21 protein-coding genes are annotated in these 22,746 nt (G+C 67.0%); 14 read left to right on the forward strand and 7 right to left on the reverse strand.

All coding sequences use genetic code 11. The annotated features are described in order from the left end of the window. The first annotated feature begins 20 nt into the window (after nucleotides 1-20). From N5C88_RS17005 to N5C88_RS17015, 3 genes are read left to right on the forward strand one after another with little or no spacing between them, the layout of a single operon-like run. Nucleotides 21-995 carry a tripartite tricarboxylate transporter substrate binding protein gene (locus N5C88_RS17005; RefSeq protein WP_118932684.1) on the forward strand — a complete coding sequence of 325 codons (975 nt, stop codon included), beginning with the start codon at nucleotides 21-23 and terminating at the stop codon, nucleotides 993-995. A gap of 2 nt (nucleotides 996-997) precedes the next feature. Continuing rightward, on the forward strand, nucleotides 998-2,209 hold the full coding sequence (locus N5C88_RS17010) for a CaiB/BaiF CoA-transferase family protein (protein ID WP_280015835.1): 1,212 nt from the start codon (nucleotides 998-1,000) through the stop codon (nucleotides 2,207-2,209). Between the two features lie 14 nt (nucleotides 2,210-2,223). Continuing rightward, entirely contained in the window at nucleotides 2,224-3,009 is a 786-nt protein-coding gene (locus N5C88_RS17015; protein ID WP_118932683.1) for an enoyl-CoA hydratase/isomerase family protein, read from the forward strand. Nucleotides 3,010-3,035: 26 nt separating this feature from the next. Here N5C88_RS17015 and N5C88_RS17020 read toward each other — a convergent pair whose 3' ends face one another. Continuing rightward, nucleotides 3,036-3,839, reverse strand: coding sequence for an enoyl-CoA hydratase-related protein (locus tag N5C88_RS17020; protein WP_280015838.1), 804 nt, complete (start codon nucleotides 3,837-3,839; stop codon nucleotides 3,036-3,038). A gap of 231 nt (nucleotides 3,840-4,070) precedes the next feature. On the opposite strand from N5C88_RS17020, the gene N5C88_RS17025 reads away from it, so the two are divergent. The 8 genes from N5C88_RS17025 to N5C88_RS17060 are packed head-to-tail and all read left to right on the forward strand — an operon-like array spanning nucleotide 4,071 to nucleotide 12,533. Beyond that, a complete protein-coding gene (locus tag N5C88_RS17025; protein WP_165867837.1) occupies nucleotides 4,071-4,895 on the forward strand; it encodes an ABC transporter ATP-binding protein in 825 nt (274 codons plus the stop codon). After that, on the forward strand, nucleotides 4,895-5,773 hold the full coding sequence (locus N5C88_RS17030) for a branched-chain amino acid ABC transporter permease (protein WP_280015839.1): 879 nt from the start codon (nucleotides 4,895-4,897) through the stop codon (nucleotides 5,771-5,773). The genes N5C88_RS17025 and N5C88_RS17030 overlap by 1 nt, the downstream gene beginning before the upstream one ends. Before the next feature lie 3 nt (nucleotides 5,774-5,776). Next, nucleotides 5,777-6,814, forward strand: a complete 1,038-nt coding sequence (locus tag N5C88_RS17035) for a branched-chain amino acid ABC transporter permease (protein ID WP_280015840.1) — start codon at nucleotides 5,777-5,779, stop codon at nucleotides 6,812-6,814. Between the two features lie 41 nt (nucleotides 6,815-6,855). Next, entirely contained in the window at nucleotides 6,856-8,037 is a 1,182-nt protein-coding gene (locus N5C88_RS17040; RefSeq protein ID WP_059373517.1) for an ABC transporter substrate-binding protein, read from the forward strand. A gap of 52 nt (nucleotides 8,038-8,089) precedes the next feature. Further along, entirely contained in the window at nucleotides 8,090-8,884 is a 795-nt protein-coding gene (locus tag N5C88_RS17045; protein WP_054456135.1) for an ABC transporter ATP-binding protein, read from the forward strand. Further along, complete coding sequence (locus N5C88_RS17050; RefSeq protein WP_280015841.1) at nucleotides 8,881-10,740, forward strand: AMP-dependent synthetase/ligase; 1,860 nt, start codon at nucleotides 8,881-8,883, stop codon at nucleotides 10,738-10,740. Before N5C88_RS17045 ends, N5C88_RS17050 begins: the two co-directional genes overlap by 4 nt. Next, on the forward strand, nucleotides 10,737-11,891 hold the full coding sequence (locus N5C88_RS17055; protein WP_251881583.1) for a thiolase family protein: 1,155 nt from the start codon (nucleotides 10,737-10,739) through the stop codon (nucleotides 11,889-11,891). Before N5C88_RS17050 ends, N5C88_RS17055 begins: the two co-directional genes overlap by 4 nt. A 15-nt stretch (nucleotides 11,892-11,906) precedes the next feature. Beyond that, nucleotides 11,907-12,533, forward strand: a complete 627-nt coding sequence (locus tag N5C88_RS17060) for a TetR/AcrR family transcriptional regulator (protein WP_187523948.1) — start codon at nucleotides 11,907-11,909, stop codon at nucleotides 12,531-12,533. A 21-nt stretch (nucleotides 12,534-12,554) separates the two neighbouring features. Here N5C88_RS17060 and N5C88_RS17065 read toward each other — a convergent pair whose 3' ends face one another. The 4 genes from N5C88_RS17065 to prfB form a co-directional block, all read right to left on the reverse strand. Next, a complete protein-coding gene (locus tag N5C88_RS17065) occupies nucleotides 12,555-12,875 on the reverse strand; it encodes a preprotein translocase subunit TatB (protein ID WP_059373509.1) in 321 nt (106 codons plus the stop codon). Nucleotides 12,876-12,890: 15 nt separating this feature from the next. Beyond that, nucleotides 12,891-14,414, reverse strand: coding sequence for a lysine--tRNA ligase (gene lysS / locus N5C88_RS17070; RefSeq protein WP_059373507.1), 1,524 nt, complete (start codon nucleotides 14,412-14,414; stop codon nucleotides 12,891-12,893). A 10-nt stretch (nucleotides 14,415-14,424) separates the two neighbouring features. Further along, complete coding sequence (locus tag N5C88_RS17075; RefSeq protein ID WP_280015842.1) at nucleotides 14,425-15,180, reverse strand: SDR family oxidoreductase; 756 nt, start codon at nucleotides 15,178-15,180, stop codon at nucleotides 14,425-14,427. Nucleotides 15,181-15,220: 40 nt separating this feature from the next. Then, nucleotides 15,221-16,325, reverse strand: a protein-coding gene (gene prfB, locus N5C88_RS17080) for a peptide chain release factor 2 (RefSeq protein WP_118932677.1) whose coding sequence is annotated in 2 segments (ribosomal slippage) — nucleotides 15,221-16,243 and nucleotides 16,245-16,325 — 1,104 coding nt in all. Because the reading frame shifts where the segments join, the coding sequence is not laid out codon by codon here. Nucleotides 16,326-16,581: 256 nt separating this feature from the next. Between prfB and N5C88_RS17085 the strand changes: the two genes are divergently transcribed. Then, on the forward strand, nucleotides 16,582-17,892 hold the full coding sequence (locus N5C88_RS17085) for an MFS transporter (protein ID WP_251881575.1): 1,311 nt from the start codon (nucleotides 16,582-16,584) through the stop codon (nucleotides 17,890-17,892). Nucleotides 17,893-17,987: 95 nt separating this feature from the next. Here N5C88_RS17085 and recJ read toward each other — a convergent pair whose 3' ends face one another. Both recJ and N5C88_RS17095 read right to left on the reverse strand, forming a co-directional pair. Then, the gene (gene recJ, locus N5C88_RS17090; RefSeq protein WP_059373498.1) at nucleotides 17,988-19,688 is read right to left on the reverse strand and encodes a single-stranded-DNA-specific exonuclease RecJ; all 1,701 of its coding nucleotides are present in this window, start codon (nucleotides 19,686-19,688) and stop codon (nucleotides 17,988-17,990) included. Further along, the gene (locus N5C88_RS17095; protein ID WP_280015844.1) at nucleotides 19,670-20,614 is read right to left on the reverse strand and encodes a hypothetical protein; all 945 of its coding nucleotides are present in this window, start codon (nucleotides 20,612-20,614) and stop codon (nucleotides 19,670-19,672) included. The genes recJ and N5C88_RS17095 overlap by 19 nt, the downstream gene beginning before the upstream one ends. A 178-nt stretch (nucleotides 20,615-20,792) precedes the next feature. On the opposite strand from N5C88_RS17095, the gene N5C88_RS17100 reads away from it, so the two are divergent. Together N5C88_RS17100 and N5C88_RS17105 are read left to right on the forward strand one after the other, a co-directional pair. Then, the gene (locus tag N5C88_RS17100) at nucleotides 20,793-22,025 is read left to right on the forward strand and encodes a lipoprotein-releasing ABC transporter permease subunit (protein ID WP_240633261.1); all 1,233 of its coding nucleotides are present in this window, start codon (nucleotides 20,793-20,795) and stop codon (nucleotides 22,023-22,025) included. Next, entirely contained in the window at nucleotides 22,018-22,707 is a 690-nt protein-coding gene (locus N5C88_RS17105) for an ABC transporter ATP-binding protein (protein ID WP_059373492.1), read from the forward strand. Before N5C88_RS17100 ends, N5C88_RS17105 begins: the two co-directional genes overlap by 8 nt. Nucleotides 22,708-22,746: the final 39 nt, after the last annotated feature.

Genomic DNA, 22,746 nt, shown 5'->3' on the forward strand with positions numbered 1-22,746 from the left:
AAGAACATAACGGAGACATCATGGCGTTCCAGAAAATCCTCGCCGCTGGCATGGCTGCGGCGGCGCTGTCCGGGCCGGCGTTGGCCGATACCTGGCCTTCAAAGCCCATTACGCTGGTCGTGCCTTTCTCGGCCGGCGGTCCGACCGACTTCATCGCGCGTCTGGTGGCGGAGCCTCTGGCGCGCGAGCTGGGGCAGCAGGTCATCGTCCAGAACAAGCCGGGCGCCAGCGGCAACGTCGGCTACCAAAGCGTGCTGAATGGCCCGGCGGATGGCTACACGCTGATGCACAACACGGTGGCCATGCAGGCCATCAACCCGCTGATGTACCCGAGCGCGAAGATGCATCCATTGCAGGACTACGTGCCCGTCGGCACGACGGGCGCCATGCCCAATCTGCTGGTGGTCAATCCCGAACGCACGCCGGTCCAGACCTTGGCCGATCTGGTCCAGCGCGGGCGCGGCATGAAGAACGGGCTTAGCTATGCGACCTTCGGGCCGGGCAGTTCGCCGCACGTCTATGGTGCGTCGCTGCAGAAGCTGGCCGGCTTTCAAGCCGTGGGCGTCGCCTACAAAGGCAGCGCGAACGCCGTGACCGACGTGATCGGCGGGCAGGTCGATTTCCTGTTCGACAGCATGTCGACCAGTCTTGGCCAGGTGCAGGCCGGCAGGTTGAAGGCCCTGGCCATTACCTCCGCCGACCGGTCGCCCCTGTTGCCGGACGTGCCCACGCTGAAGGAAGCGGGCTATCCCAGCCTGGACCTCAAATTCTGGTTCTCCCTGCAAACGCCCGCGGGCACGCCGCCGGAAGTGGTGCAGAAGCTGCGCGAGGCGGTAGCGCGTGTCGTCGCGAGCGATGACTACCGCAAGGCGATGCAGGACCGAGGCGCGGAAGCCTTCCAGGTCGCTCCCGCCGAGTTGGACGCGTTCTTCAAGCGTGAAACCGCGCAGTGGACCCAGGCCGCGCAAACCATCGGCCTGAAGAGCGAGCAGTAATCATGTCGATGGATGCGCGCATGACGCCGCTGAAGAACATTACCGTCCTGGATTTGAGCAAGGTGCTGGCCGGGCCGCTATGCGGCCAGTATCTGGGCGAGCTGGGCGCGCGGGTGATCAAGGTCGAACCGGTGGGTTCGGGCGACGATACGCGTGCCTGGCTGCCGCAGGATGCGGGCCAGTCGGCGACCTTCCTGGCGGTGAACCACAACAAGCGCAGTCTGGCCGTGGACCTGAAAACCGCGGAAGGGCGCGCCGTGGTGCATCGCCTGGCGGAACAGGCGGACGTGGTGCTGCAAGGTTTCGGCGGCAAGACCGCCGCGCGCCTGGGCGTGGATTACGAGACGCTCAGCGGCCTCAACCCGCGATTGGTGTACTGCGAAATCTCGGGCTATGGCCGCGAGGGTCCGATGGGCGAGGAGCCGGGCTACGACGTCATGCTGCAGGCCTTCAGCGGCATGATCAGCACCATGGGCGAACCGGGTGGGAATTTTGCGCGCGCCAGCTTCTCGCCGGTGGACCTGGGCACGGGTTCCTTTGCGCTGAGCGGAATCCTGGCCGCGTTGCTGGAGCGCAGCCAGAGCGGCAAGGGGCAGTACCTGGACGTTTCCTTGCTGGATACGTCGCTCGGCCTGATGTCGTACATGGCGCAGAACTACTGGCGCACTGGCCAGATTCCGCGCCGCATGGGTACGGGCCATCCCGCCATGTGTCCGTATCAGGCGTTCCACGCGGCTGATGGCGACATCATGCTGGGCGTGGGCAACGATGCGCAATGGCAGCGCTTCTGCGCCGTTGCGGGGCTGCAAGACCAGGTCGATGCGCCGCAGTTCGCCACCAACGCCGACCGGGTACGCAATTTTGCCGAGACGGTCGCGCTGGTCCAGTCGCGCATGGAGACGCGCAGCGTGGCGCAATGGCTGGAAGCGCTCAAGCCAGCGGGCATTGCCTGTTCTGCGATTCATACGCTGGACCAGGCCTTGGCGCATCCGCAGGTCGCTGCGCGCGAACTCGTCGTGAAAAGTGAGCACAAGGTCCTGGGGGAAGTCCGCAACATCGGCTTGCCGATACGCTTCGGACGCCAGCCCCGCCAGGCCGCGCTGCCCGCGCCCGTGCTGGGCGAACACACGCGCGAGATCCTGGCCGAACTGGGCTACGCCCCAGCCGACATCCAGGCATTGCTGGCGTCGGGCAGCGTGCAAGCCCACTCCTGAAAACGAGAGCGACGATGACATTCCTGCGCTATGAAGTCCGCGATCAGATTGCGGAAATCCATCTATGCCATGCGCCCGTCAATGCGCTGGACGAAGACATGCTGGACGCGCTGATCGCCGCGCTGGAACGGGCCAATGCCGACTCCGGCGTGCGCGCCGTGCTGCTGGCCAGCGATCTGCCGGGGCGCTTTTGCGCCGGGCTGGATATGAAGAAGCTGCTGGACAGCACGCCGGCGCGGATCCACGCGCTGTTGTCCAAGCTGTACATCAAGCTCTACGACACGCAGTTCAACCTGACCAAGCCGTCGATTTCGGTGGTGTCGGGTGCGGTCCGGGGCGGCGGGATGACGGTGGCCATATCCAGCGACATGGTGGTGGCGGCGGAGACCGCCACGTTCGGTTATCCCGAAATCGATGTGGGTGTATTGCCGGCGATCCATTACGTGCACTTGCCGGGCATCGTTGGCAAGCACCGCGCGTTCGACCTGCTGTTCACCGGGCGCACCTTCAGTGCGCAAGAGGCCCAGGGATTGGGATTGGTGGCGCGCGTCGCGCCCGAAGCGGAGCTGCTGGAGCAGGCCCGCTCGCTGGCGCGGTCATTGGCGGGCAAGCCGCCGCAAGTCCTGGCGATGGGGCGGCGCGCCTTCGTTTACAGCAACGACAACGAGTACCGGCGCCGGGTGGCGACGGCGGTCGAGGTGTTCTGCAATGCAGCCGCCACGCCCGAGGCGCGCGAAGGACTGAGCGCCTTCGTGCAAAAGCGCGCGCCCGACTGGAGCGGGCTGCGGCAAGGCGGCTAGCGCCGCCGCGAGGCGCACCCTGGAACCTATTCGCCCTTGAACTGCGGCGCGCGCTTCTCGCGGAACGCGCGCACGCCCTCCGCGAAGTCCGCGCGCGAGGCGCTGTCCAGGAAGCGCGCGGTCTCTTCGGCCAGCTGGGTTTCCAGCGCGGCGTGTTCGGCCGAGCGCAGCAGATCCTTGGCCCCCGCGATGCCGTGCGGCGCGTGGCGGGCGACCTCAAGCGCGTAGCCTTGCGCGGCTTGCGCGAGTTCTCCGGCAGGGGCGGTGCGCGTGACGATGCCCCAGGCCAACGCGTCGCCGGCGGAAAAGGCGTCGTGCCGCAGCAGCAGGTCCAGCGCGCGGCGGGCGCCCAGCACCCGCGTGAGGCCATGGGTCATGCCGGCGTCGGGCGTCGCTCCAAGCTTCAGGTAGGCCGTCATGAAGCGGGCGTCGGCGTCGGCGATGGCCAGGTCGCAAGCCAATACCAGCGACAGGCCCGCACCCGCGGCGATGCCGTGGACCTGCGCAATCCAGATCTTGTCCATGCGGGCAATGCGCGCAATGAAGTCGTTCAATGGCGTGAACAGGTCCAGCAGGGTGGCGCGCACCAGGGCGGGCTCGCCCGTGAACATGCTGATGTCGCCGCCGGCGCAAAAGGTCTTGCCGGTGGCGCGCAGCAACACGGCGCGGATGTCGTCGCGCGCTTCCAGCCATTGCGCGGCGCGTTGCAGGTCCTGCGCCATCGCCACATCGATGGCGTTCAGCGCGTCGGGGCGGTTCAGCGTCACGGTCGCGATCGCGCCGTCGGTTTCCAGGAACAGGGTCTGGAAGGCGGGGTGTTCTTGGGTCATGGCGAGTCTCCGTTATCGGGTAAGTACCAACTGTCGATCCAAAAACCGCGATGCTATGGTCTGAACCGAGCGCTTGCTTGGTTTTCTTTTAAGCACGCTTAGCGTAACGCATAGAACGATTTTCCGGCGCTGTACTGGCGTAGGTAAAGACAGGTTCGTTGCATCTCCTGCCTCGCGGGTTCGCCAGACCGACGTCGATAAAAAACTTCGCATGTAAAGGCGAGGAGACAAATGGTGGATCAGTCCGACAGCCCTCCCTTGCTGGAGGTGGATGGGGTCACGCTGGCGTTCGGCGGGGTCAAGGCGCTTACCGGGGTGGGCTTTCGCGTGGAGCCCGGCTCCATCACCACGGTCATCGGCCCCAACGGCGCGGGCAAGACCTCGCTGTTCAACACCATTTCCGGCTTCTACCGCCCGGCGTCAGGACACATCCGGTTCCAGGGACGCGACATCACGCGCGTGGCCGCGCCCGAACGCGCCAAGCTGGGCCTGGCGCGCAGCTTCCAGAACATTGCGCTGTTCCGCGGCATGACGGTGCTGGACAACATCAAGCTGGGCCGCCACGCCCACCTGCGCACCAACGTGCTGGACGCCTTGCTGTATTTCGGGCGGGCGCGCCGCGAAGAGATGGCGCTGCGCGCCGACATCGAAGAACGCATCATCGACTTCCTGGAGATCGACCACATCCGCCACGCGCCGGTGGCCGCGCTGTCCTATGGCCTGCAAAAGCGGGTGGAGCTGGCGCGAGCGCTGGCCATGAATCCCAAGGTGCTGATGCTGGACGAGCCGGTGGCGGGCATGAACCGCGAAGAGACCGACGACATGGCGCGCTTCATCCTGGACGCGCGCTCCGAATGGGGCGTGACGGTGCTGATGGTGGAACATGACATGGGCATGGTGATGGACCTGTCGGACCACGTGGTGGTGCTGAACTTCGGGCAGGTGATTGCCGATGGCACGCCGGCGCAGGTGCAGGCCGATCCCCAGGTCATCCAGGCTTATCTGGGCGCGGGCGACGTGGGCGACCTGCGCCGTCGCCTGCGGGAGGCGGCCTGATGGACATGCTGTTCTTCCTGGAAGTCACGCTGGCCGGGCTGGGCAGCGGCGGGCTTTATGCGCTGGCGGCGTTGGCCTTTGTCATCGTCTACAAGGCGACCCGGGTGGTGAACATCGCCATCGGCGAATTCCTGATGCTGGGCGCCTACGTGTTCTATGCCTTCGCCACCGGCATGGAATGGCCGATCTGGCTGGCCATCGTGGGCGCGGTGGTGGTGTCGGGCGCACTGGGGGCGCTGGTCGAGCGGCTGACCATCCGTCCGATGTTGGGCGAAGCGCCGATCTCGGTATTCATGGTCACGGTGGGGCTGGCGTCGATCCTGGTGGGCGTGGTCGAACTGATCTGGACGGCGGACCAGCGCCGCCTGCCGGAATTCATGCCGCGCTCGCCGGTGATGATAGGCGAGGCCTTCGTCGCGCCCAAGGTGTTCTACGGCTTCTGGGTGGCGGTGGTGCTGGCGCTGTTGGTGCTGGTGGTGTTCCGCTACTGGCGCGGCGGGGTGGCGCTGCGCGCCACGGCATCGGATCAGGGGGCGGCCTATGCCATGGGCATCAACGTGCCGCGCGTGTTTTCGCTGGCCTGGGTGGCGGCGGGCGCGCTGGCCGCGGTCTCGGGCGTGATCGTGGGCGCCATCGGCGGCATTTCCTCGTCGATGGGCGTGTTCGGCCTGTCGGTGCTGGTGGTGGTGATCGTGGGCGGCCTGGACAGCGTGGCGGGCGCCCTGGTGGGCGGCGTGTTCATCGGCCTGCTGGAAGCCTGGGCCGGCGCCTACATGGGCGGCGAATACAAGTTGCTGGCCACTTTCATCGTGCTGGTGGTGGTGTTGATGGTCAGGCCCTACGGCCTGTTCGGCACCCGTGAAATCGAGAGGCTCTGACCGATGCGCATCGCGACTGCCAAGCAGACTTATCTTGCGGACGAAGCGCTGTTCGACACCCGCACGCAGAAGGCGTGGCTGGCCTTGCTGGCCGCGTCTCTGGCCATGTTTCCCTTCGTGGCCGACGCCTATTGGCTCTATCTGGCCTGCCTGGTGGCCATCAACGTCGCCAGCGCCACGGGGCTGAACATCCTGACGGGCTATACCGGCCTGGTCAGCCTGGGGCAGGCCGCCTTCATGGGACTGGGAGCGTACACGGTCGCGGTGCTGGAGCAGCGGCTGGGTACGCCGGTGCTGCTCAATCTGGTGGCCGGCGGACTGGTGGCGATGCTGGGCGGCCTGCTGGTCGGCATTCCGTCCTTGCGGGTGAAGGGGCTGTACCTGGCCATTGCCACCATTGCCGCGTCGTTCATCGCGCACTTCATCTTCGCCAACTGGCAGTTCACGGGCGGCACGACCGGGCTGCAGGTGCCGCCGGCGCGGGTGCTGGGCGTGGACCTGGACACCTCGTTCAAGATCTACTGGTTGATCGTGCCGGTGACGGCGCTGATGGTGCTGGGCGCGGCCAACCTGTTCCGCACGCGCATCGGCCGCGCTTTCATCGCCATTCGCGACCGCGACATTTCGGCCGAGGTGCTGGGCATACGCCTGCTGCGCTACAAGCTGCTGTCGTTCGGTCTGTCGTCGTTCTATGCGGGCGTGGCGGGCGGCATGTGGGCCTATTTCTTCCGGGTGGTCACGCCCGAGAGCTTCCCGCTGATCATGTCGATCTTCTTCCTGGCGGCCATCATCGTGGGCGGCATGGGCACGATCCTGGGTTCCATCCTGGGCGCCATCTTCATGACCATGGTGCCGGAACTGCTCAAGCTGGTCGTGGGTTGGCTGCCGGTGGGCGGCGACGCGCTGCGCCTGATTTCGCCGGTGCGCACCATTGTTTTCGGCCTGCTGATCGTGGGCTTTCTGATCTTCGAGCCGCACGGGCTCGCGGAAATCTGGCGGCGCGTGCGCCGCTACTTCCACCTCTGGCCTTTCCGTACCTAGCCATGGCGGCGGCCATCCATAAGACCCTCAGGAGACTAACCATGAAGCGCATCCGGATCGGCAGCGGTTTATCGAGGTTGTTGGCCCCCCTGGGCCTGGCGGCGGCCCTGGCGGCGGCGCCAGCCGCGCAGGCGGCCGAGGACCTGGTGCTGGGCGGGTCCATCCCGCTGAGCGGGGTGTTCGCCTTCGCCGGGCAGGGCATCCATGCCGGCATCACCGACTACGTGAAAATCGTCAATGATCAGGGTGGCGTGAAGGGCCGCAAGCTGCGCTACGTGCCGGAAGACACCGCCTACAAGGTGGATGCCTCGGTGGCGGCCTTCAAGAAGATCACCAGCCAGAACAAGGTGAACTTCTACTACGGCGACTCCACGGGCTTCTCCAAGACCATCAACGCCGAGCTGAACCGCACGGGCGACATCCTGATGACCGGTGCGTCCTTCGCCACGGAACTGAACGATCCGGCCAAGTATCCCGCCCAGTTCATGCTGGGACCCGACTATACGGAGATGTTCGGCATCCTGCTGCGCTACATCGCCAAGGAACAGCCCGGCGCCAAGGTGGCTTTCGTGTATTCGGACACGGAGTTCGGCCGCGATCCCATCGCCAGCTCGCGCGCGGTGGCGGAAAAGCTGGGCCTGAAGGTCGCGACCGAGATCATGACGCCGCCGGGCAGCGTGGACGTGTCGACCGAGGTCATCAAGCTGCGCCGCGCCGATCCGGACTACACCATCTTCCACGGCTACGTGCTGGCGCCGATTCCCGAATTCGTGGGGCAGGGCAAGCGCATGGGTCTGAAGACGCGCTACATGGGCACGTTCTGGACCATGGACAACTCCACCGTGATGCAGATGGGCGAGGACGCCGAGGGCTTCATGGGCGTGATGCCGTACCGCTACTACTACGATACGGCGGCAGACGCGCCGATGCTGAAGAAGATCCGCGAGATGCGTCCGCAATACCAGAGCACCGGCTACATGCAGGGCTTCCTGGCCGCCATGCTGTTCACCGAAGTCGCCAAGCGCACGCTGGACGCCGGCAAGGAGCTGACCAGCGCCAACATGAAGGCGGCGCTGGACGGCATCAAGGACTTCGATACGGGCGGCCTGATCGGCGTGCCGATTTCCATCAAGGGCAATTCGATCCCGGTGGGGCGGATCTATCGCGCTGATGTGAAGCAGAAGCAGATGGTGCCGGCATCCGACTGGATCGTGCTGAAGTGAGGCGGCCGTGAACCCTGGACATGGCGCGCATGCCGCGCCGCCCGCAGCGGCGGTGCTCGATATCAACAATATCGAAGTCGTCTACAACAAGGCGGTGCAGGTGCTGCGCGGCTTGTCGCTGTCGGTGCCCGCCGGCAGCATCGTGGCCCTCCTGGGCAGCAATGGCGCCGGCAAGTCCACCACCCTGAAGGCCGTGTCCGGCCTGCTGGACCTGGAGGATGGCGCGCTGGTGCGCGGGCAGATCGTCTTCAACGGCGGCGACACCGCGGGCGCCAGGCCGCAGAACCTGGTGCGCGCGGGGCTGGCGCACGTGATGGAGGGACGCCGCGTATTCGAGGACCTGACGGTGGAGGAAAACCTGGTGGCCGCGACCTATGCCCTGACGGGCAGGCCGGGGGCGAAGGTCGACTTCGATCTGGTCTATGGCTACTTTCCGCGCCTGTTCGAGCGGCGCCGCGGCCTGGCAGGCTACCTGTCGGGCGGCGAACAGCAGATGCTGGCCATCGGCCGCGCGTTGATCGCGCAGCCCAGGCTGATGCTGCTGGACGAGCCCTCGCTGGGACTGTCGCCGATGCTGGTGGAGAACATCTTCTCCATCATCGCCCGCATCAACCATGAACAGGGGGTGTCGATGCTGCTGGTGGAGCAGAATGCCTCGGTGGCGTTGGCGGTGGCGCATTATGGCTACATCATGGAGACCGGCAAGGTGGTGATCGACGGCAGCGCCGAGAAGCTGGCGGCGGACCCGGACGTGCGCGAGTTCTACCTGGGCGTGGGCGGCACGGGCGAGGCCCGCGGCTTTCGCGACATCAAGCACTACAAGCGCCGCAAGCGCTGGCTGTCATGATGGACAAGCACATGGATATTCCTGGAGCTTCGGCGCAGGCGTGGCCGGCCCTGACGCTGCCGCAGATGCTGCGTGAACAGGCCCGGCGCCAGCCTGCGGCCATCGCCATCCGGCAAAAGGACTTCGGCATCTGGAAGCCCATGACCTGGGCGGAATACTGGAGCCGGGCCTGCCGCGTGGGACTGGGCCTGCGCGCCCTGGGACTGAGCGCGGGCGGGCGGGTCGCCATCGTCTCCGAGAACCGCGTGGAATGGCTGCTGACGCAGATGGGGGCGGGCGCGGTCGGCGCGGTGGCGGTGGGCGTGTACTCCACCAGCCCGGCCGAGGAAATGGGCTACGTGCTGGAGCACGCGGACGTGGAACTGGTGGTGTGCGAGGACCAGGAGCAGACCGACAAGGTGCTGCAGGTGGCGGACCGGCTGCCGCTGTTGCGCCGCATCGTCATGATGGAGACCAAGGGCCTGCGCTCCTATGCGCCCGCCGAGCGCGAGCGCATCGTGACCTACGCCGAGATCGAGGCCGAGGGGGCGCGGCGCGAGGCGGCCGAACTCGCTGCGTTGAACACGGCGCTGGACGGCCAGCGGCTGGACGACACCGGCCTCATGATCTATACCTCCGGCTCGACCGGCAAGCCCAAGGGCGCGATGCTGAGCTACGGCAATATGCGCGGCGTGGCGCCGGGCATCGCCGATCGGCTGGCCATGGATGGCAACAGCGTGCACCTGTCCTACCTGCCGCTGTGCCACGTGGCCGAACAGATGCTGTCCACCTTCGTGCCCATCTACCTGGGCGCGCAGGTGAATTTCGGCGAATCGATACGCACGGTGCAGGAAGACCTGCGCGAAGTGGCGCCGACTATCTTCCTGGGCGTGCCGCGCATCTGGGAAAAACTGCACGCCGCCATTTCGATCAAGATGCAGGAAGCCGGGCGCCTGCAGCAATGGCTTTATGGACGCGCGTTGGCCGCCTGCACGCCGTTCCTGGAAAAGTCCCCCGCGCAGTACAGCCTGCGCGAGCGCTGGACCCGTTGGCTGTGGTACTGGCTGGTACTGCGCGCCTTGCAGAATTTCATCGGGCTGCGGCGGGTGCGCGTGGCCATGACGGGCGCGGCGCCGATCTCGCCGGACGTGGTGCGCTACTTCCGCACGCTGGGCGTGCCGCTGATCGAGGTCTACGGGCTGACGGAGTCCGCCGGCATGATCTTCGGCCAGCATCCTGACCGCGTGAAGGTGGGCACCGTGGGCGAACCGATCCTGGGCGTGGAATGGCGCATGGGCGATGCCGGCGAGTTGCTGGTGCGCGGCGATATGGTGTTCCAGGGCTATTACAAGAACCCGGAAGCCACCGCCAGCACCGTACGCGACGGCTGGCTGTACACCGGCGACGTGGTGGCCGAAGACGCAGGGCGCGTGCGCATCGTGGACCGCCTGAAGGACATCATGATCACGGCGGGCGGCAAGAACCTGACGCCTTCCGAGATCGAGAACGCGGTCAAGGGCAGCCCCTACGTCAAGGAATGCATCGTGATCGCGGACGGCAGGAAGTACGTGTCGGCGCTGATCCAGCTGGAGTTCGACACGGTGGGCAAGTGGGCCGAGTCGCGCCGCATCGCCTTCACGCATTTCCGCTCGCTGGCCGAATGCGCGCAGGTGCGCGAGCTGGTGCAGCAGGAAGTCGCGCGCGCCAACGCCGGCCTGGCGCCGGTGGCGCAGATCAAGCGCTTCCATCTGCTGACCAAGGAACTGGACCATGATGACGGCGAAGTGACCGCCACCATGAAAGTCAGGCGCGCCAGCATCTACCGCAGCTATGCGGACGAGATCGAAGCGCTCTACGTTGAGGAGACGACGGCATGAATGAAGCCGTGATCGTGGAAGCCGTGCGCACCCCCTTCGGGCGGCGCGGAGGATGGTGGGCGGACACGCGGCCGGACACGCTGCTGGCAGAAACCGTGAGGGGCCTGTTGGCGCGGGCCGGACTGCCGGGTGCCCAGGTCGAGGACCTGATCGCGGGCTGCGTCAGCCAGGCGGGCGAGCAGGGCGCCAATATCGGCAGGCTGGCCGCCATGCTGGCGGGCTTGCCCGAGAGCGTGCCGGGCGTGGCGCTGAACCGCATGTGCGGATCCAGCCAGCAGGCGGTGCATTTCGGCGCGCAAGCCATTGCCGCGGGCGACATGCGCTACGTGGTCGCGGGCGGCGTGGAAAGCATGAGCCGGGTGCCGATGTTCCTGGACGTGACGCTGGGCCAGGGCGAGTTCCGCGGCTTCGAAGGCTTGAACCCGGCCCTGCTGGAACGTTATCCCTTGATCCACCAGATCGAGAGCGCGGAGCGGATCGCGGAGCGCTGGCAACTGTCCCAGGCCGAGATGGATGAATGGGCAAGGGAAAGCCATGCGCGCGCCTGGAGCGCCGCGCAGGCCGGCCGCCATGCCGAGCTGCTGCCGGGGCCGCGGGCCGATGCCGGGCGTGACGAAGGCATACGCGAGAAAACCGACCCCGACCGCATGGCCGCCATGGCGCCGGCGCTGCGGCCGCCGGGACAGGGTGGCGTCACCGCCGCCAACGCCAGCCAGCTCGCGGACGGCGCGTCCGCGGTGCTGCTGGCGGATCGCGATACCGCGCTGTCCGACGGCTTGCGGCCCCGAGCGCGTTTCCTGGCCCGCGTGGCGGTGGGATCGGACCCGGTGCTGCAGCTGACGGGCGTGATCCCGGCGGCGCGGCTGGCGCTGGCGCGCGCCGGCCTGAGCCTGGAAGACATGGACTGGATCGAGATCAACGAAGCCTTCGCCAGCGTGGTACTGGCCTGGCAGCGTGAACTGGGCGCCAATCTGTCGCGCGTCAATCCCTGGGGCGGGGCGATCGCGCACGGGCATCCTCTGGGCGCGACGGGAGCCGGCCTGATGGCCAAGATGCTGGCCGGGCTGGAAGCCACCGAAGGCGAGCTGGGCTTGCAGCTGATGTGCATTGGCCACGGCATGGCCACGGCGACGATCATCCAGAGGCTGTGACCGGATATGGAGAAACTGCGGGAGGCCGCGCAGGGGCGGGACGAGGGTTCGGAGTCCGAACGCCGGCGCGAGGTGATCCTGACGGCCGGGCAGCTATTCTGCAAGCACGGCTATGAACGCACCACCGTGCGCGAGCTGGCGCGGGCGGTGGGCCTGCAATCCGGCAGCCTGTTTCATCATTTCCGCAGCAAGGAGGAGATCCTGGTGGCGGTGATGAACAACGGCATTCAGGAAGTGATAGACGACGGCGAACGGGCGCTGGCGCGCTACCAGGCGCCGGCGGACCGGCTGGCGGCGCTGTTCCGCGTACACATGTGGAGCATGCTGCACGGCGCGGGCGGCGATGCGATGAACGCGCTGGTCTACGAATGGCGCAGCCTGTCCGCGCCCAGCCGCGCGGCCGTGAAATCGTTGAGCGACCGCTACGAAGAAATGTGGCAGGACGCGGTGGCGGCAGCGGTCGCGACGGGGCTGCTGCAAGGCGACGCGCGCGTCATCAAGCGCTGCGTGCTGGGCGCGATGAACCTGACAGTGCAGTGGTACAAGCCGGACGGCCGCTTGCGGCCCGCCGAATTCATCGATGCGATGCTGCAGGCTTCGCTGCCGTCGCTGCCGGCGGGAGCCGGCAAGTGGCCCGTATAGTCGGGCCGCAGGGCCGGGAGTTCAGCCCCGGCGCTTGAGGAACGCACCCACGGCGCAGATGACGGCCAGCGCCAGCAGGCTGCCCGCCACGGGCAGCAGGAAATCCACCTGGCCATGATAGCCGCCGCCGGTGACGCCGCCGGCCACGCCGCCCGCCCACAGCAGGAAGGTCATGAGCGAAGCTGCCACCGAGAGCGCCGCGGCGATGCACAGCGCGATGAACACCGGCCGGCGCGGCCGCGCCGCCGGATAGGAGGAATAGGGCTGGCCGCCGCGGGGCTGTTTGATCCAGTAGATCAGCCCCGCCACGACCAGCAGCAGCATCAGGATCTTGAAGATCATGATGCCAGCGCCTCTTTAGTCTTCACGGCGCAGGTGCGGGAAGAGGATGACGTCGCGGATGCTGGGGCTGTCGGTCAGCAGCATGACCAGGCGGTCGATGCCGATGCCGCAGCCGCCCGTCGGAGGCATGCCGTATTCCAGGGCGCGGATGTAGTCCGCGTCGTAGTACATGGCTTCCTCGTCGCCGGCGTCCTTGGCTTCGACTTGCGAGCGGAAGCGTTCGGCCTGGTCTTCGGGATCGTTCAGCTCGGAGAAGCCGTTGGCGATCTCGCGGCCCGTCATGAAGAGCTCGAAGCGCTCGGTGATGCCCTCGCGGGTATCGGAGGCGCGCGCCAGCGGCGAGACTTCCACCGGGTAGTCGATGATGTAGGTGGGGTTCCAGAGCTTGGCTTCGGCGGTCTCTTCGAACAGCGCCAGTTGCAGCGCGCCCAGGCCGGCGCGCGACAGCACCGGGCCGTCGGCATCGGCGCCCAGCTTCTTGAGTTCCGCGCGCACGAAGGCCGGATCGTCCAGTTGCGCCTGGGTGTAGCCCGGCGCGTACTTGAGGATGGCTTCGCAGATGGTCAGGCGGTCGAAGGGCTTGCCCAGGTCCAGCTCGCGTTCCTGGTAGGTCAGCACGGCGCTGCCGGTGGCCGAGATGGCGGCCTGGCGGATCAGCTCTTCGGTGAAGTCCATGAGCCAGCGGTAGTCCGCAAAGGCCGCATAGAACTCCATCATGGTGAATTCAGGATTGTGGCGCGGGCTCACGCCCTCGTTGCGGAAGTTGCGGTTGACTTCGAAGACGCGTTCGAAGCCGCCGACGATCAGGCGCTTGAGGTAGAGCTCGGGCGCGATGCGCAAGAACATTTCCATGTCCAGCGCGTTGTGGTGCGTGACGAAAGGCTTGGCCGCCGCGCCGCCCGGGATCGGGTGCAGCATGGGGGTTTCCACTTCGAGGAAGCCCGCGTTCAGCATGAACTGGCGGATGCTGCCCACGGCCTTGCTGCGCGCCTCGAAGGTGCGGCGCGTGGCGTCCGTCATGATGAGGTCGACGTAGCGCTGGCGGTAGCGCAGTTCCTGGTCGGCCACGCCGTGGAACTTGTCGGGCAGCGGGCGCAGCGACTTCGACAGCAGGCGCGCGCTGGCGGCGTGCACCGACAGTTCGCCCTTGTTGGTCTTGAAGACCGACCCTTCGATCGCGATGATGTCGCCGATGTCCCATTGCTTGAACGCGGCGTAGCTGTCTTCGCCCAGGGTGCCGCGGTCCAGGTAGATCTGGATGCGGCCGGTGCTGTCCTGCAGCGTGGCGAAGCTGGCCTTGCCCATGACGCGCTTGAGCATCATGCGGCCGGCAACCTTGACGGTGACAGGGTTGGCGGCAAGGGCTTCCTGCTCCTGGCCGTCGTACTGGTCGTGCAAGGCGGCGGCGCGGGCGTCGGGTACGAAGTCGTTGGGGTACGCGACCCCGGTTTCGCGCAGTTTGGCCAGCTTGGCGCGCCGTTCGGCGATCAAGCGGTTTTCATCCTGGGCGGGCGCCGGAGTGGTCGAGTGGTCGGTCATGGTCGGGGAATCAGTCGTAATTGCGGATGTCGTCGATCTCGGTAGTGCCGAAATCTTCGCGATCCAGGTAGGCGAGGATGCGGGAGGCCACGTTGGCGGGCGAGGACAGCTTGCCGGTCGCGTGGAACTCCTGGAACTTGGCCAGCGCCGGGAAGCTTTCCGGATCGCTGGAACGGATGGCGACTTGCATGTCGGTGTCGACGATGCCGGGGGCCAGCGCGACGATGCGCGCGCCGTCGGCGCCTTGCTCGGTCTTGACCACGCGCGAGTACATGTCGAGCGCAGCCTTGGTGGCGCAGTAGACGCCCCAGCCGGCGTTCGGGTTGCGGCCCGCGCCGGAGGAGATGTTGAGCACGCGGCGGTCGGCCTTGAGGTCTTCGACCGCGGCCAGGAAGCGCGCCGTGAGCAGCATGACGGCGCTGACGTTCAGGTTGAAGGCGGCGGTGATGGCCGCGCCGTCGACCAGCGCGTCGGTGCCGGCGATGGGGTGCACCGTGCCCGCGTTGTTGATCAGCAGATAGCGGCTGGCATCGCGCGGCAGCGACGCGCAGATGCGCTGCGCCACCGATTCAACGGTGTTCAGGTCCGACAGGTCCACGGACAGCTGTTCCAGCTGGACGTCCTGCGCACGCGCATAGGCGGCCAGTTCGGGATCTTCGCGGCGCGCCAGCGTGATCAGGCGCGTGCCCGGTTTGGCCAGGCCGCGCGCCATGGCGGCGCCGATGCCGCGCGAAGCGCCGGTAAGAATTGCGATGGTGTCGGACATTCGTGAACCTCTGGATGCGTTGAGGGGAGTATCGCGAAACTTAGATGCCTTGCTTCAGGCTGGCCTGGATGAAAGGATCCAGGTCGCCGTCCAGCACTTTCTGCGTGTTGGAAATTTCAACGTTGGTGCGCAGGTCCTTGATGCGGCTCTGGTCCAGCACGTAGGAGCGGATCTGATGGCCCCAGCCCACGTCGGTCTTGGAGTCTTCCAGCTTCTGCTGCTCGGCCATGCGGTTGCGCATTTCCAGTTCGTAGAGCTTGGACTTCAGCATCTGCATCGCTTCGGCGCGGTTGCGGTGCTGCGAGCGGTCGTTCTGGCACTGCACCACGATGCCGGTGGGCATGTGGGTCAGGCGCACGGCCGAGTCGGTCTTGTTGATGTGCTGGCCGCCCGCGCCCGAAGCGCGGTAGGTGTCCACGCGCAGGTCGGCGGGGTTCACTTCGACTTCGAAGGACTCGTCGACTTCCGGGTAGACGAAGACGCTGGCGAACGAGGTGTGGCGGCCGCCCGATGAGTCGAACGGGCTCTTGCGCACCAGGCGGTGCACGCCGGTTTCGGTGCGCAGGTAGCCGAAAGCGTACTCGCCTTCGATCTTGATGGTGGCGGACTTCAGGCCCGCGACGTCGCCTTCGGATTCTTCCAGCACTTCGGCCTTGAAGCCCTTGCGCTCGGCGTACTTCAGGTACTGGCGCAGCAGCATGGAGGCCCAGTCCTGCGCTTCCGTGCCGCCGGCGCCTGCCTGGATGTCCAGGAAGCAGTTCAGGGGATCGGCCGGATTGGAGAACATGCGGCGGAATTCCAGCGCTTCCAGCTTTTCCTGGAAGGCGTCGGCGTCCTGCTCGATGGCTTCGAGGGTGGCGTCGTCGTCGTCGGAGGCCGCCATTTCGAACAGTTCGTTCGAATCGGACAGGCCCGTGCCCAACGCCGTGAGCGTTTCCACCACGTCTTCGAGGGCTTTCTTTTCACGGCCCAGGTCCTGGGCGTGCTTGGGGTCGTTCCAGACCGCCGGGTCTTCGAGCTCGGCGTTTACGACTTGCAGGCGTTCAGCTTTGGCATCGTAGTCAAAGATACCTCCGTAGAGCCTGTTCGCGCTCCGCGTAATCGGCGAGGCGGGCTGCGAGCTGGTTCTGACGTTCGGCTTCCATGATGATCCTGTCCTGATGACTTTTGTGCGAAACCAAACATTTTACCGTGCTTGGGCCAAGTGCGCGGCCGCGTTGGCGGGAAGGGGGACGGATCGCGAGCGGGCGGTTTCCTGGCGTGGATCCAAGTTGTTCAGTTTTTTGTCAAGCCGGGGGTTCTAGGCTGCGTATAAGCGGTCCAGCCGTTCCTGATCGGGAGGGCAGGGCCGCAAAGGCGCCGGCCCAGCCGGCCTATCCCGACAGAGGAATGGAGACATAGATGGACAATACGATGGCCCCCGGGGTTTCGCCGGCGATCCCGGCGTCTGAGGAAGACCGGATCTACCGCAAGGTAGGGTGGCGGCTGGTGCCGCTGCTGGTGGTTTGCTACGTCGTGGCCTACCTGGACCGCGTGAACGTGGGTTTCGCCAAGCTGCAGATGCTGCAGGAGCTTCAGTTCAGCGAAACGGTGTACGGGCTGGGCGCGGGTATTTTCTTCATCGGCTACTTCATTTTCGAGATTCCCAGCAACATCATCCTGCACAAGGTGGGGGCGCGGATCTGGATCGCGCGCATCATGATCACCTGGGGGATCATCTCCGCGTGCATGATGTTCGTGACCAGCGTGCACATGTTCTACATCCTGCGCTTCCTGCTGGGCGCCGCGGAAGCCGGGTTTTTCCCGGGCATCATCCTGTACCTGACCTACTGGTATCCGGCGGCACGGCGCGGCCGCATCACGACCTTCTTCATGACCGCGGTGCCCATGTCCGGGCTGATCGGCGGGCCGATCTCCGGCTGGATCATGAGCACGTTCCATGGCGACCATGGCCTGTCGGGCTGGCAATGGCTGTTCCTGCTGGAAGGCATACCTTCGGTGTTGATCGGGGTGCTGGTGCTGATCTATCTGGATGACCGCATCAACAAGGCCAAATGGCTGACCGCTACGGAAAAGGCGGTGCTGATCCGCAACATCGCGGCCGAGGAACAGCAGAAGGAAGACCCGCCGATCCGCGCCGCGCTGGCCAAGCCGCGCGTCTGGGCGATGTCGCTGATCTACTTCTCGTTCGTGATGGGGCTTTACGGCGTGGGCTTCTGGATGCCGACCCTGATCAAGGGCACGGGGGTGCAGAGCCCGCTGGCCATCGGTCTGCTGACGGCGGTTCCCAACCTGTTCGCCGTGATCGGCATGATCCTGATCTCGCGCAACTCGGACCGTCTCCGCGAACGCCGCTGGCACGTGGCGCTGCCCGCGCTGTTCGGCGCGCTGGGGCTGCTGTTCTCGGCGATCTGGAGCGGCAACACCGTGCTGGCGATCGTGGCGCTGACGGTGGCGAACATCGGCATCTGCACGGTGCTGCCGCTGTTCTGGAGCCTGCCCACCGCCTTGCTCGGCGGCACGGCGGCCGCGGCCGGCATCGCGCTCATCAACTCGGTGGGCAACCTGGCGGGCTTCGTCAGCCCGTACCTGGTGGGCTGGTTGAAGGACATGACCGGCACCACCAACACCGGCCTCTACATGCTGTCGGGCTGCCTGGTGGTGGGGGCGCTGGTGGTCCTGGCGCAGCCGGCGAAGCTGGTGAACAAGTAGGATGGGTGGAGCGCGTGCAGCCTGAGGCAAAGACTCAGGCGCGCGCCGCGCGCAAGCCATCGCGGGTCACGGCGGGCTGGCTCCGATGGCGGGCCCTACCCCGCGTGTTCGATCACCAGCTGCACCGACACCATCCCGTTCCAAACGTTCTGCTCCAGCCGGTACGCCGCCTGAATATGTTCGGGCAGCGACTGGTCGTGGCCGAACCAGATGGCGTCAAAGCGCTGGTGGCCGCGTTCCAGCGACAGCTTCAGGTGCTTTTCCCCGACCAGGCGCTGGTTGCGCACCACGAACTCGTCCAGGAACAGCGGCGCGGCGAAGCCGGCGCCCCAGACCTGCTGCTGCAGCATGCCGGCCACGTCGGCGTTGGCGTAGCCGGTTTCCAGCGAGCCGTCGGTTTCGATCACCGGCTCGAAGGTGTCGCGGCCCGTGAGCTCGCGCACCGCGGCGTCGAACGCGGGGGCGAAGGCGGCGAAGTCGTTGCGGCCCAGCGTCAGGCCCGCAGCCATGGCGTGGCCGCCGAACTTGCGGATCAGGTTGGGATGGCGCTTGGACACCAGGTCCAGCGCGTCGCGCAGATGCACGTCGGGAATCGAGCGGCCGGAACCGCGGATTTCGTCGTCGCCGGCGGGCGCGAAAGCCAGCGTGGGACGCCAGAACTTTTCCTTCAGGCGCGAGGCCACCAGGCCCACCACGCCCTGGTGCCAGCCCGGGTCGAACACGCAGACCGTGGCGCCGGCGGCCGCGTTCGGCTCTTCCATGGCGGCCAGCGCCTGTTCGCGCATTTCGGCTTCGATGGTGCGGCGTTCGCGGTTGATGTTGTCGAGCTCGCGCGCCATTTCCAGCGCCTGCGCCTCGTCGTCCGTGGTCAGGCAGGCGATGCCCAGGCTCATGTCGGCCAGGCGGCCGGCGGCATTGATACGGGGGCCGAGCGCAAAGCCCAGGTCAAAGCCGTTGGCTGCGCGCGGCTCGCGTCCGGCCACGGCGAACAGCGCGCGCAGCCCGGGTTGCAGGCGGCCGGCGCGCATGCGCTGCAGGCCTTGCGTGACCAGCAGGCGGTTGTTCGCATCCAGCTTGACCACGTCGGCCACGGTGCCCAGGGCCACCAGGTCGGACAGCGCGTCCAGCCGCGGGCCGCCGTCGGCCGCATAGACGCCGCGGCGGCGCAGTTCGGCGCGCAGCGCCAGCATCATGTAGAAGATGACGCCCACGCCTGCCAGATTCTTGGACGGAAAGCCGCAGCCCGGCTGGTTGGGGTTGACGATGGCCAGGGCCGCCGGCAGCGTGTCGCCCGGCAAGTGGTGGTCGGTGATGACCACGCCGATGCCGGCCTCATTGGCCGCGGCCACGCCGTCCACGCTGGCGATGCCGTTGTCGACCGTGATGATGATGTCGGGCTTGCCGGCGCGGTGCCGCACCGCCAGTTCGACCACGGCGGGCGACAGGCCGTAGCCGGTCTCGAAGCGGTTGGGCACCAGGAAGTCCACGTCGGCGCCCATGGCGGACAGGGCGCGCAAGCCGACCGCGCAGGCGGTGGCGCCGTCGCAGTCGTAGTCGGCCACGATCAGCAGCTTCTTGCCCGCCTGGATGGCGTCGGCCAGCACGCCGGCGGCGTGGTCCGAATGCGTCAGACCATTGGGCGGCAGCAGCGATTTCCAGGCGAGTTGGGTTTGATCGGGATGGGTGACGCCGCGGGCTGCCCACAGGCGGGCCAGCAGCGGGTGGATGCCCGAGGCTTCAAGAATGCGGCAGGCTTGCGGGTCGGGGGTGCGGACGGTTAAGCGGGGTGAGACCACCAGGCGCTCCAGTTTTTCTTGGGCGCGGGCAGCAAGCCAAGCAGGCCCCCGCGCGGTTTCAGGGTTAGGGCGACCTTGCGGTCGTCGCCCAGCAGCAGCAGTTCGGCGGGCGTGGCCGGCAGGCCGTGCTTGCCGGCCAGCGGGCGCAGATGCTGCGCGTCCAGCGCGGCCAGGGCGTCCAGCCAGGCGGCCCAGTCGCCGGCCCGCTGCGGGGCGTCCAAGTTGCTGTAGACCTGCGCGGGGACAGGCCGGGACTGCGCCCAGGGCCTGCCGCCGCCATACAGCCACAGCGCATTGACCGGAGGCAGGCCGCGCGCCGCGCGGGCGTCATTGACCGGGTGTTCGTGCCAGGCCATCTGTATTTCATTGAGCAGCCGGCGCCACGGGCGCGTTTCCGCATCCTGACGCCACCAGTCGTTCAGGCGTTGTCCGGCCACGGCCAGCGGGCTGGCGGTCTGCGGCCGCAGGCCTTGCGGCAGGCGCAGGCGCCAGCGTTCGGGCGAGAGCGTCTCGACCTCGAAGCCCGTGCCTTCGAACAGCGGGCGGGCGGTGTCCAGCAGGGCGGCCGCTTCCTCGGCGCGCAGTTCCATCAGGCCGGGATCGAGCAAGGCGGCCTGGTCCGTGCCCAGCGCCAGATGGACCAGCTCGGCCAGCCAGACGGGTTCATCGCCGTCGGTTTGGGCGCCGGCCAGCAGCGGACCCAGTCCGGCGCCGGGCGGCAGGCCCGCTTCGGGGACGTAGCCGGCGCGGGCCAACTGCCAGGCTTCGTAGGGCGTACAGCCTTGGGCGCGCACGTCGTGAGCCTGGGGGCGAGCGGCGCCGGCCTGGAGCCAGCCGTGCAGCGTGGGCGCGCGTTCGGGCAGGAGCTTGGCCAGTTCGGCGGCGACGGATAGGGCGGGCAAAGCGCCCGGAATGACGATCAGCATGGGCGCGATTGTAGTCCGCACGGGCTGCGGGAACTAAGCGGCGCCTGGCACTGCCATAGCTTGAAACGCCTGGTCTTGGACGCGCACATCCGCGGCGCGGAATCCAGGCGGTTAATGCCATAATGCGCTCGTGCTGAAAATACCCTACGAACTCTGGATAGGCGCCCGCTATGCCGGGTTGGCCCGAATCCGCCAGCGACGCGGCCGCCGCGATCGCTTCATCTCCTTCATCGCCGCCAGTTCCATGGCGGGCATCGCGCTGGGCGTCGCCGCCCTGATCGTGGTGCTGTCCGTGATGAACGGCTTCCAGAAGGAAGTGCGCGACCGCATGCTGTCGGTGCTGCCGCATATTGAACTCTATATCCCGGGGGCTGCCCCCGAGCGGGTGCTGGAGAAATGGCAGGAGTTCGCTTCCGCCGCCGAGAAAAATTCCTCGGTCAAGGCCGGCGCCCCGTTCGTGGCGGCGCAGGGCATGCTGGTGCGCGGGCAGGCCTTGCGCGGCGTGCAGGTGCGCGGCATTGATCCGCAGACCGAAGGCAATGTGTCGGACCTGCCGCGCCAGATGGTATCGGGCAAGCTGACCGACCTGAAGCCCGGCAGTTTCGGCGTGGTGCTGGGCAATGAACTGGCCGACGGCATGGGCGTGAAGCTGGGCGATACGCTCTTGATGATGGCGCCGCAGGGCTCGATCAGCCCGGCGGGTTTCACCCCGCGCATGCGCCAGTTCACCGTGGTGGGCGTGTTTTCGTCCGGCCACTATGAATACGATTCCTCGCTGGCCTTCGTCGACGACGAGGATGCCGCCCGCGTGTTCCGTGACAGCGGCACTGCCGGCGTGCGCCTGCGCGTGGCCGACATGCAGCGCGCCCCGGAAGTGGCGGCGGAATTGCAGAAGGTGCTGCCGCCCTACGTGATGGCGAGCGACTGGTCGCGCAACAACCGCACCTGGTTCGCGGCCGTGAAGACCGAAAAGCGCATGATGTTCCTGATCCTGGCGCTGATCGTGGCCGTGGCCGCGTTCAACCTGCTGTCCTCCCTGGTCATGGCCGTAAAGGACAAGCAGTCCGACATCGCCATCCTGCGCACGCTGGGCGCGGGTCCGCGCGAGATCGCCCGCATCTTCCTGGTGCAGGGGGCGCTGATCGGCGTGATCGGCACGCTGCTGGGCGTGGCGGGCGGCATCCTCATCGCCTATAACGTGGACGTGATCGTGCCCTTCATCGAAGGCTTGCTGGGCGTGCATTTCCTGCCGCGTGAAATCTATTTCATCAGCGCCTTGCCGTCCGATCCGCAAGTGGGCGACATCGTCACCATCGGCGTGACTTCCCTGGTGCTGTCGCTGCTGGCGACCCTGTATCCCAGCTGGCGCGCCTCGCGCCTGCAACCCGCACAGGTGCTGCGCCATGACTGACATGCTGACTCCCGCGCTGCAGGCCGACAACATCGTCAAGGTCTACGACGAAGGCCCTGCGCGCATTGAAGTGCTGAGCAACGTCAGCCTGTCGGTGGCGCGTGGCGAGATGGTCGCCATCGTCGGCGCCTCCGGTTCCGGCAAGAGCACGCTGCTGCATATCCTGGGCCTGCTGGACGTGCCCACCAGCGGCTCCGTGTCGGTGGACGGCCAGCTTGCCGTCGGGCTGTCCGAGGCCCGCAAGAGCGCCGTGCGCAACCGCAGCCTGGGCTTCGTCTACCAGTTCCACCACCTGTTGCCGGAGTTCTCCGCGCTGGACAACGTGGCGATGCCGCTGATCGTGCGCCGCGAGAATCGCGACAAGGCGCGCGCCGCCGCGCACGAGGTTCTGGGTCTGGTGGGCCTGGCCGCGCGCGAAGGTCACTTCCCGGGCCAGCTGTCCGGCGGCGAGCGGCAGCGCGTGGCGCTGGCGCGCGCGCTGGTCACGCGCCCGGTCTGCGTGCTGGCCGACGAGCCCACCGGCAACCTGGACCGCCACACCGCGCACAATATGTTCGAACTGCTGACGCGGGTGAATCAGGAGTCCGGCACGGCGTTCGCCATCGTCACGCACGACCCGGAACTGGCCGCCCGCGCCGACCGCCAGTTGCTCATGGAAAACGGCCGCCTGGTTTCGGGTTAAGGCGCGCCGGGGGATAATCCGGGCAAGGAGGTCGCGCCC

The organism is Achromobacter sp. GD03932 (genome assembly GCF_029839485.1).
Lineage (GTDB): Bacteria > Pseudomonadota > Gammaproteobacteria > Burkholderiales > Burkholderiaceae_B > Achromobacter > Achromobacter bronchisepticus_A.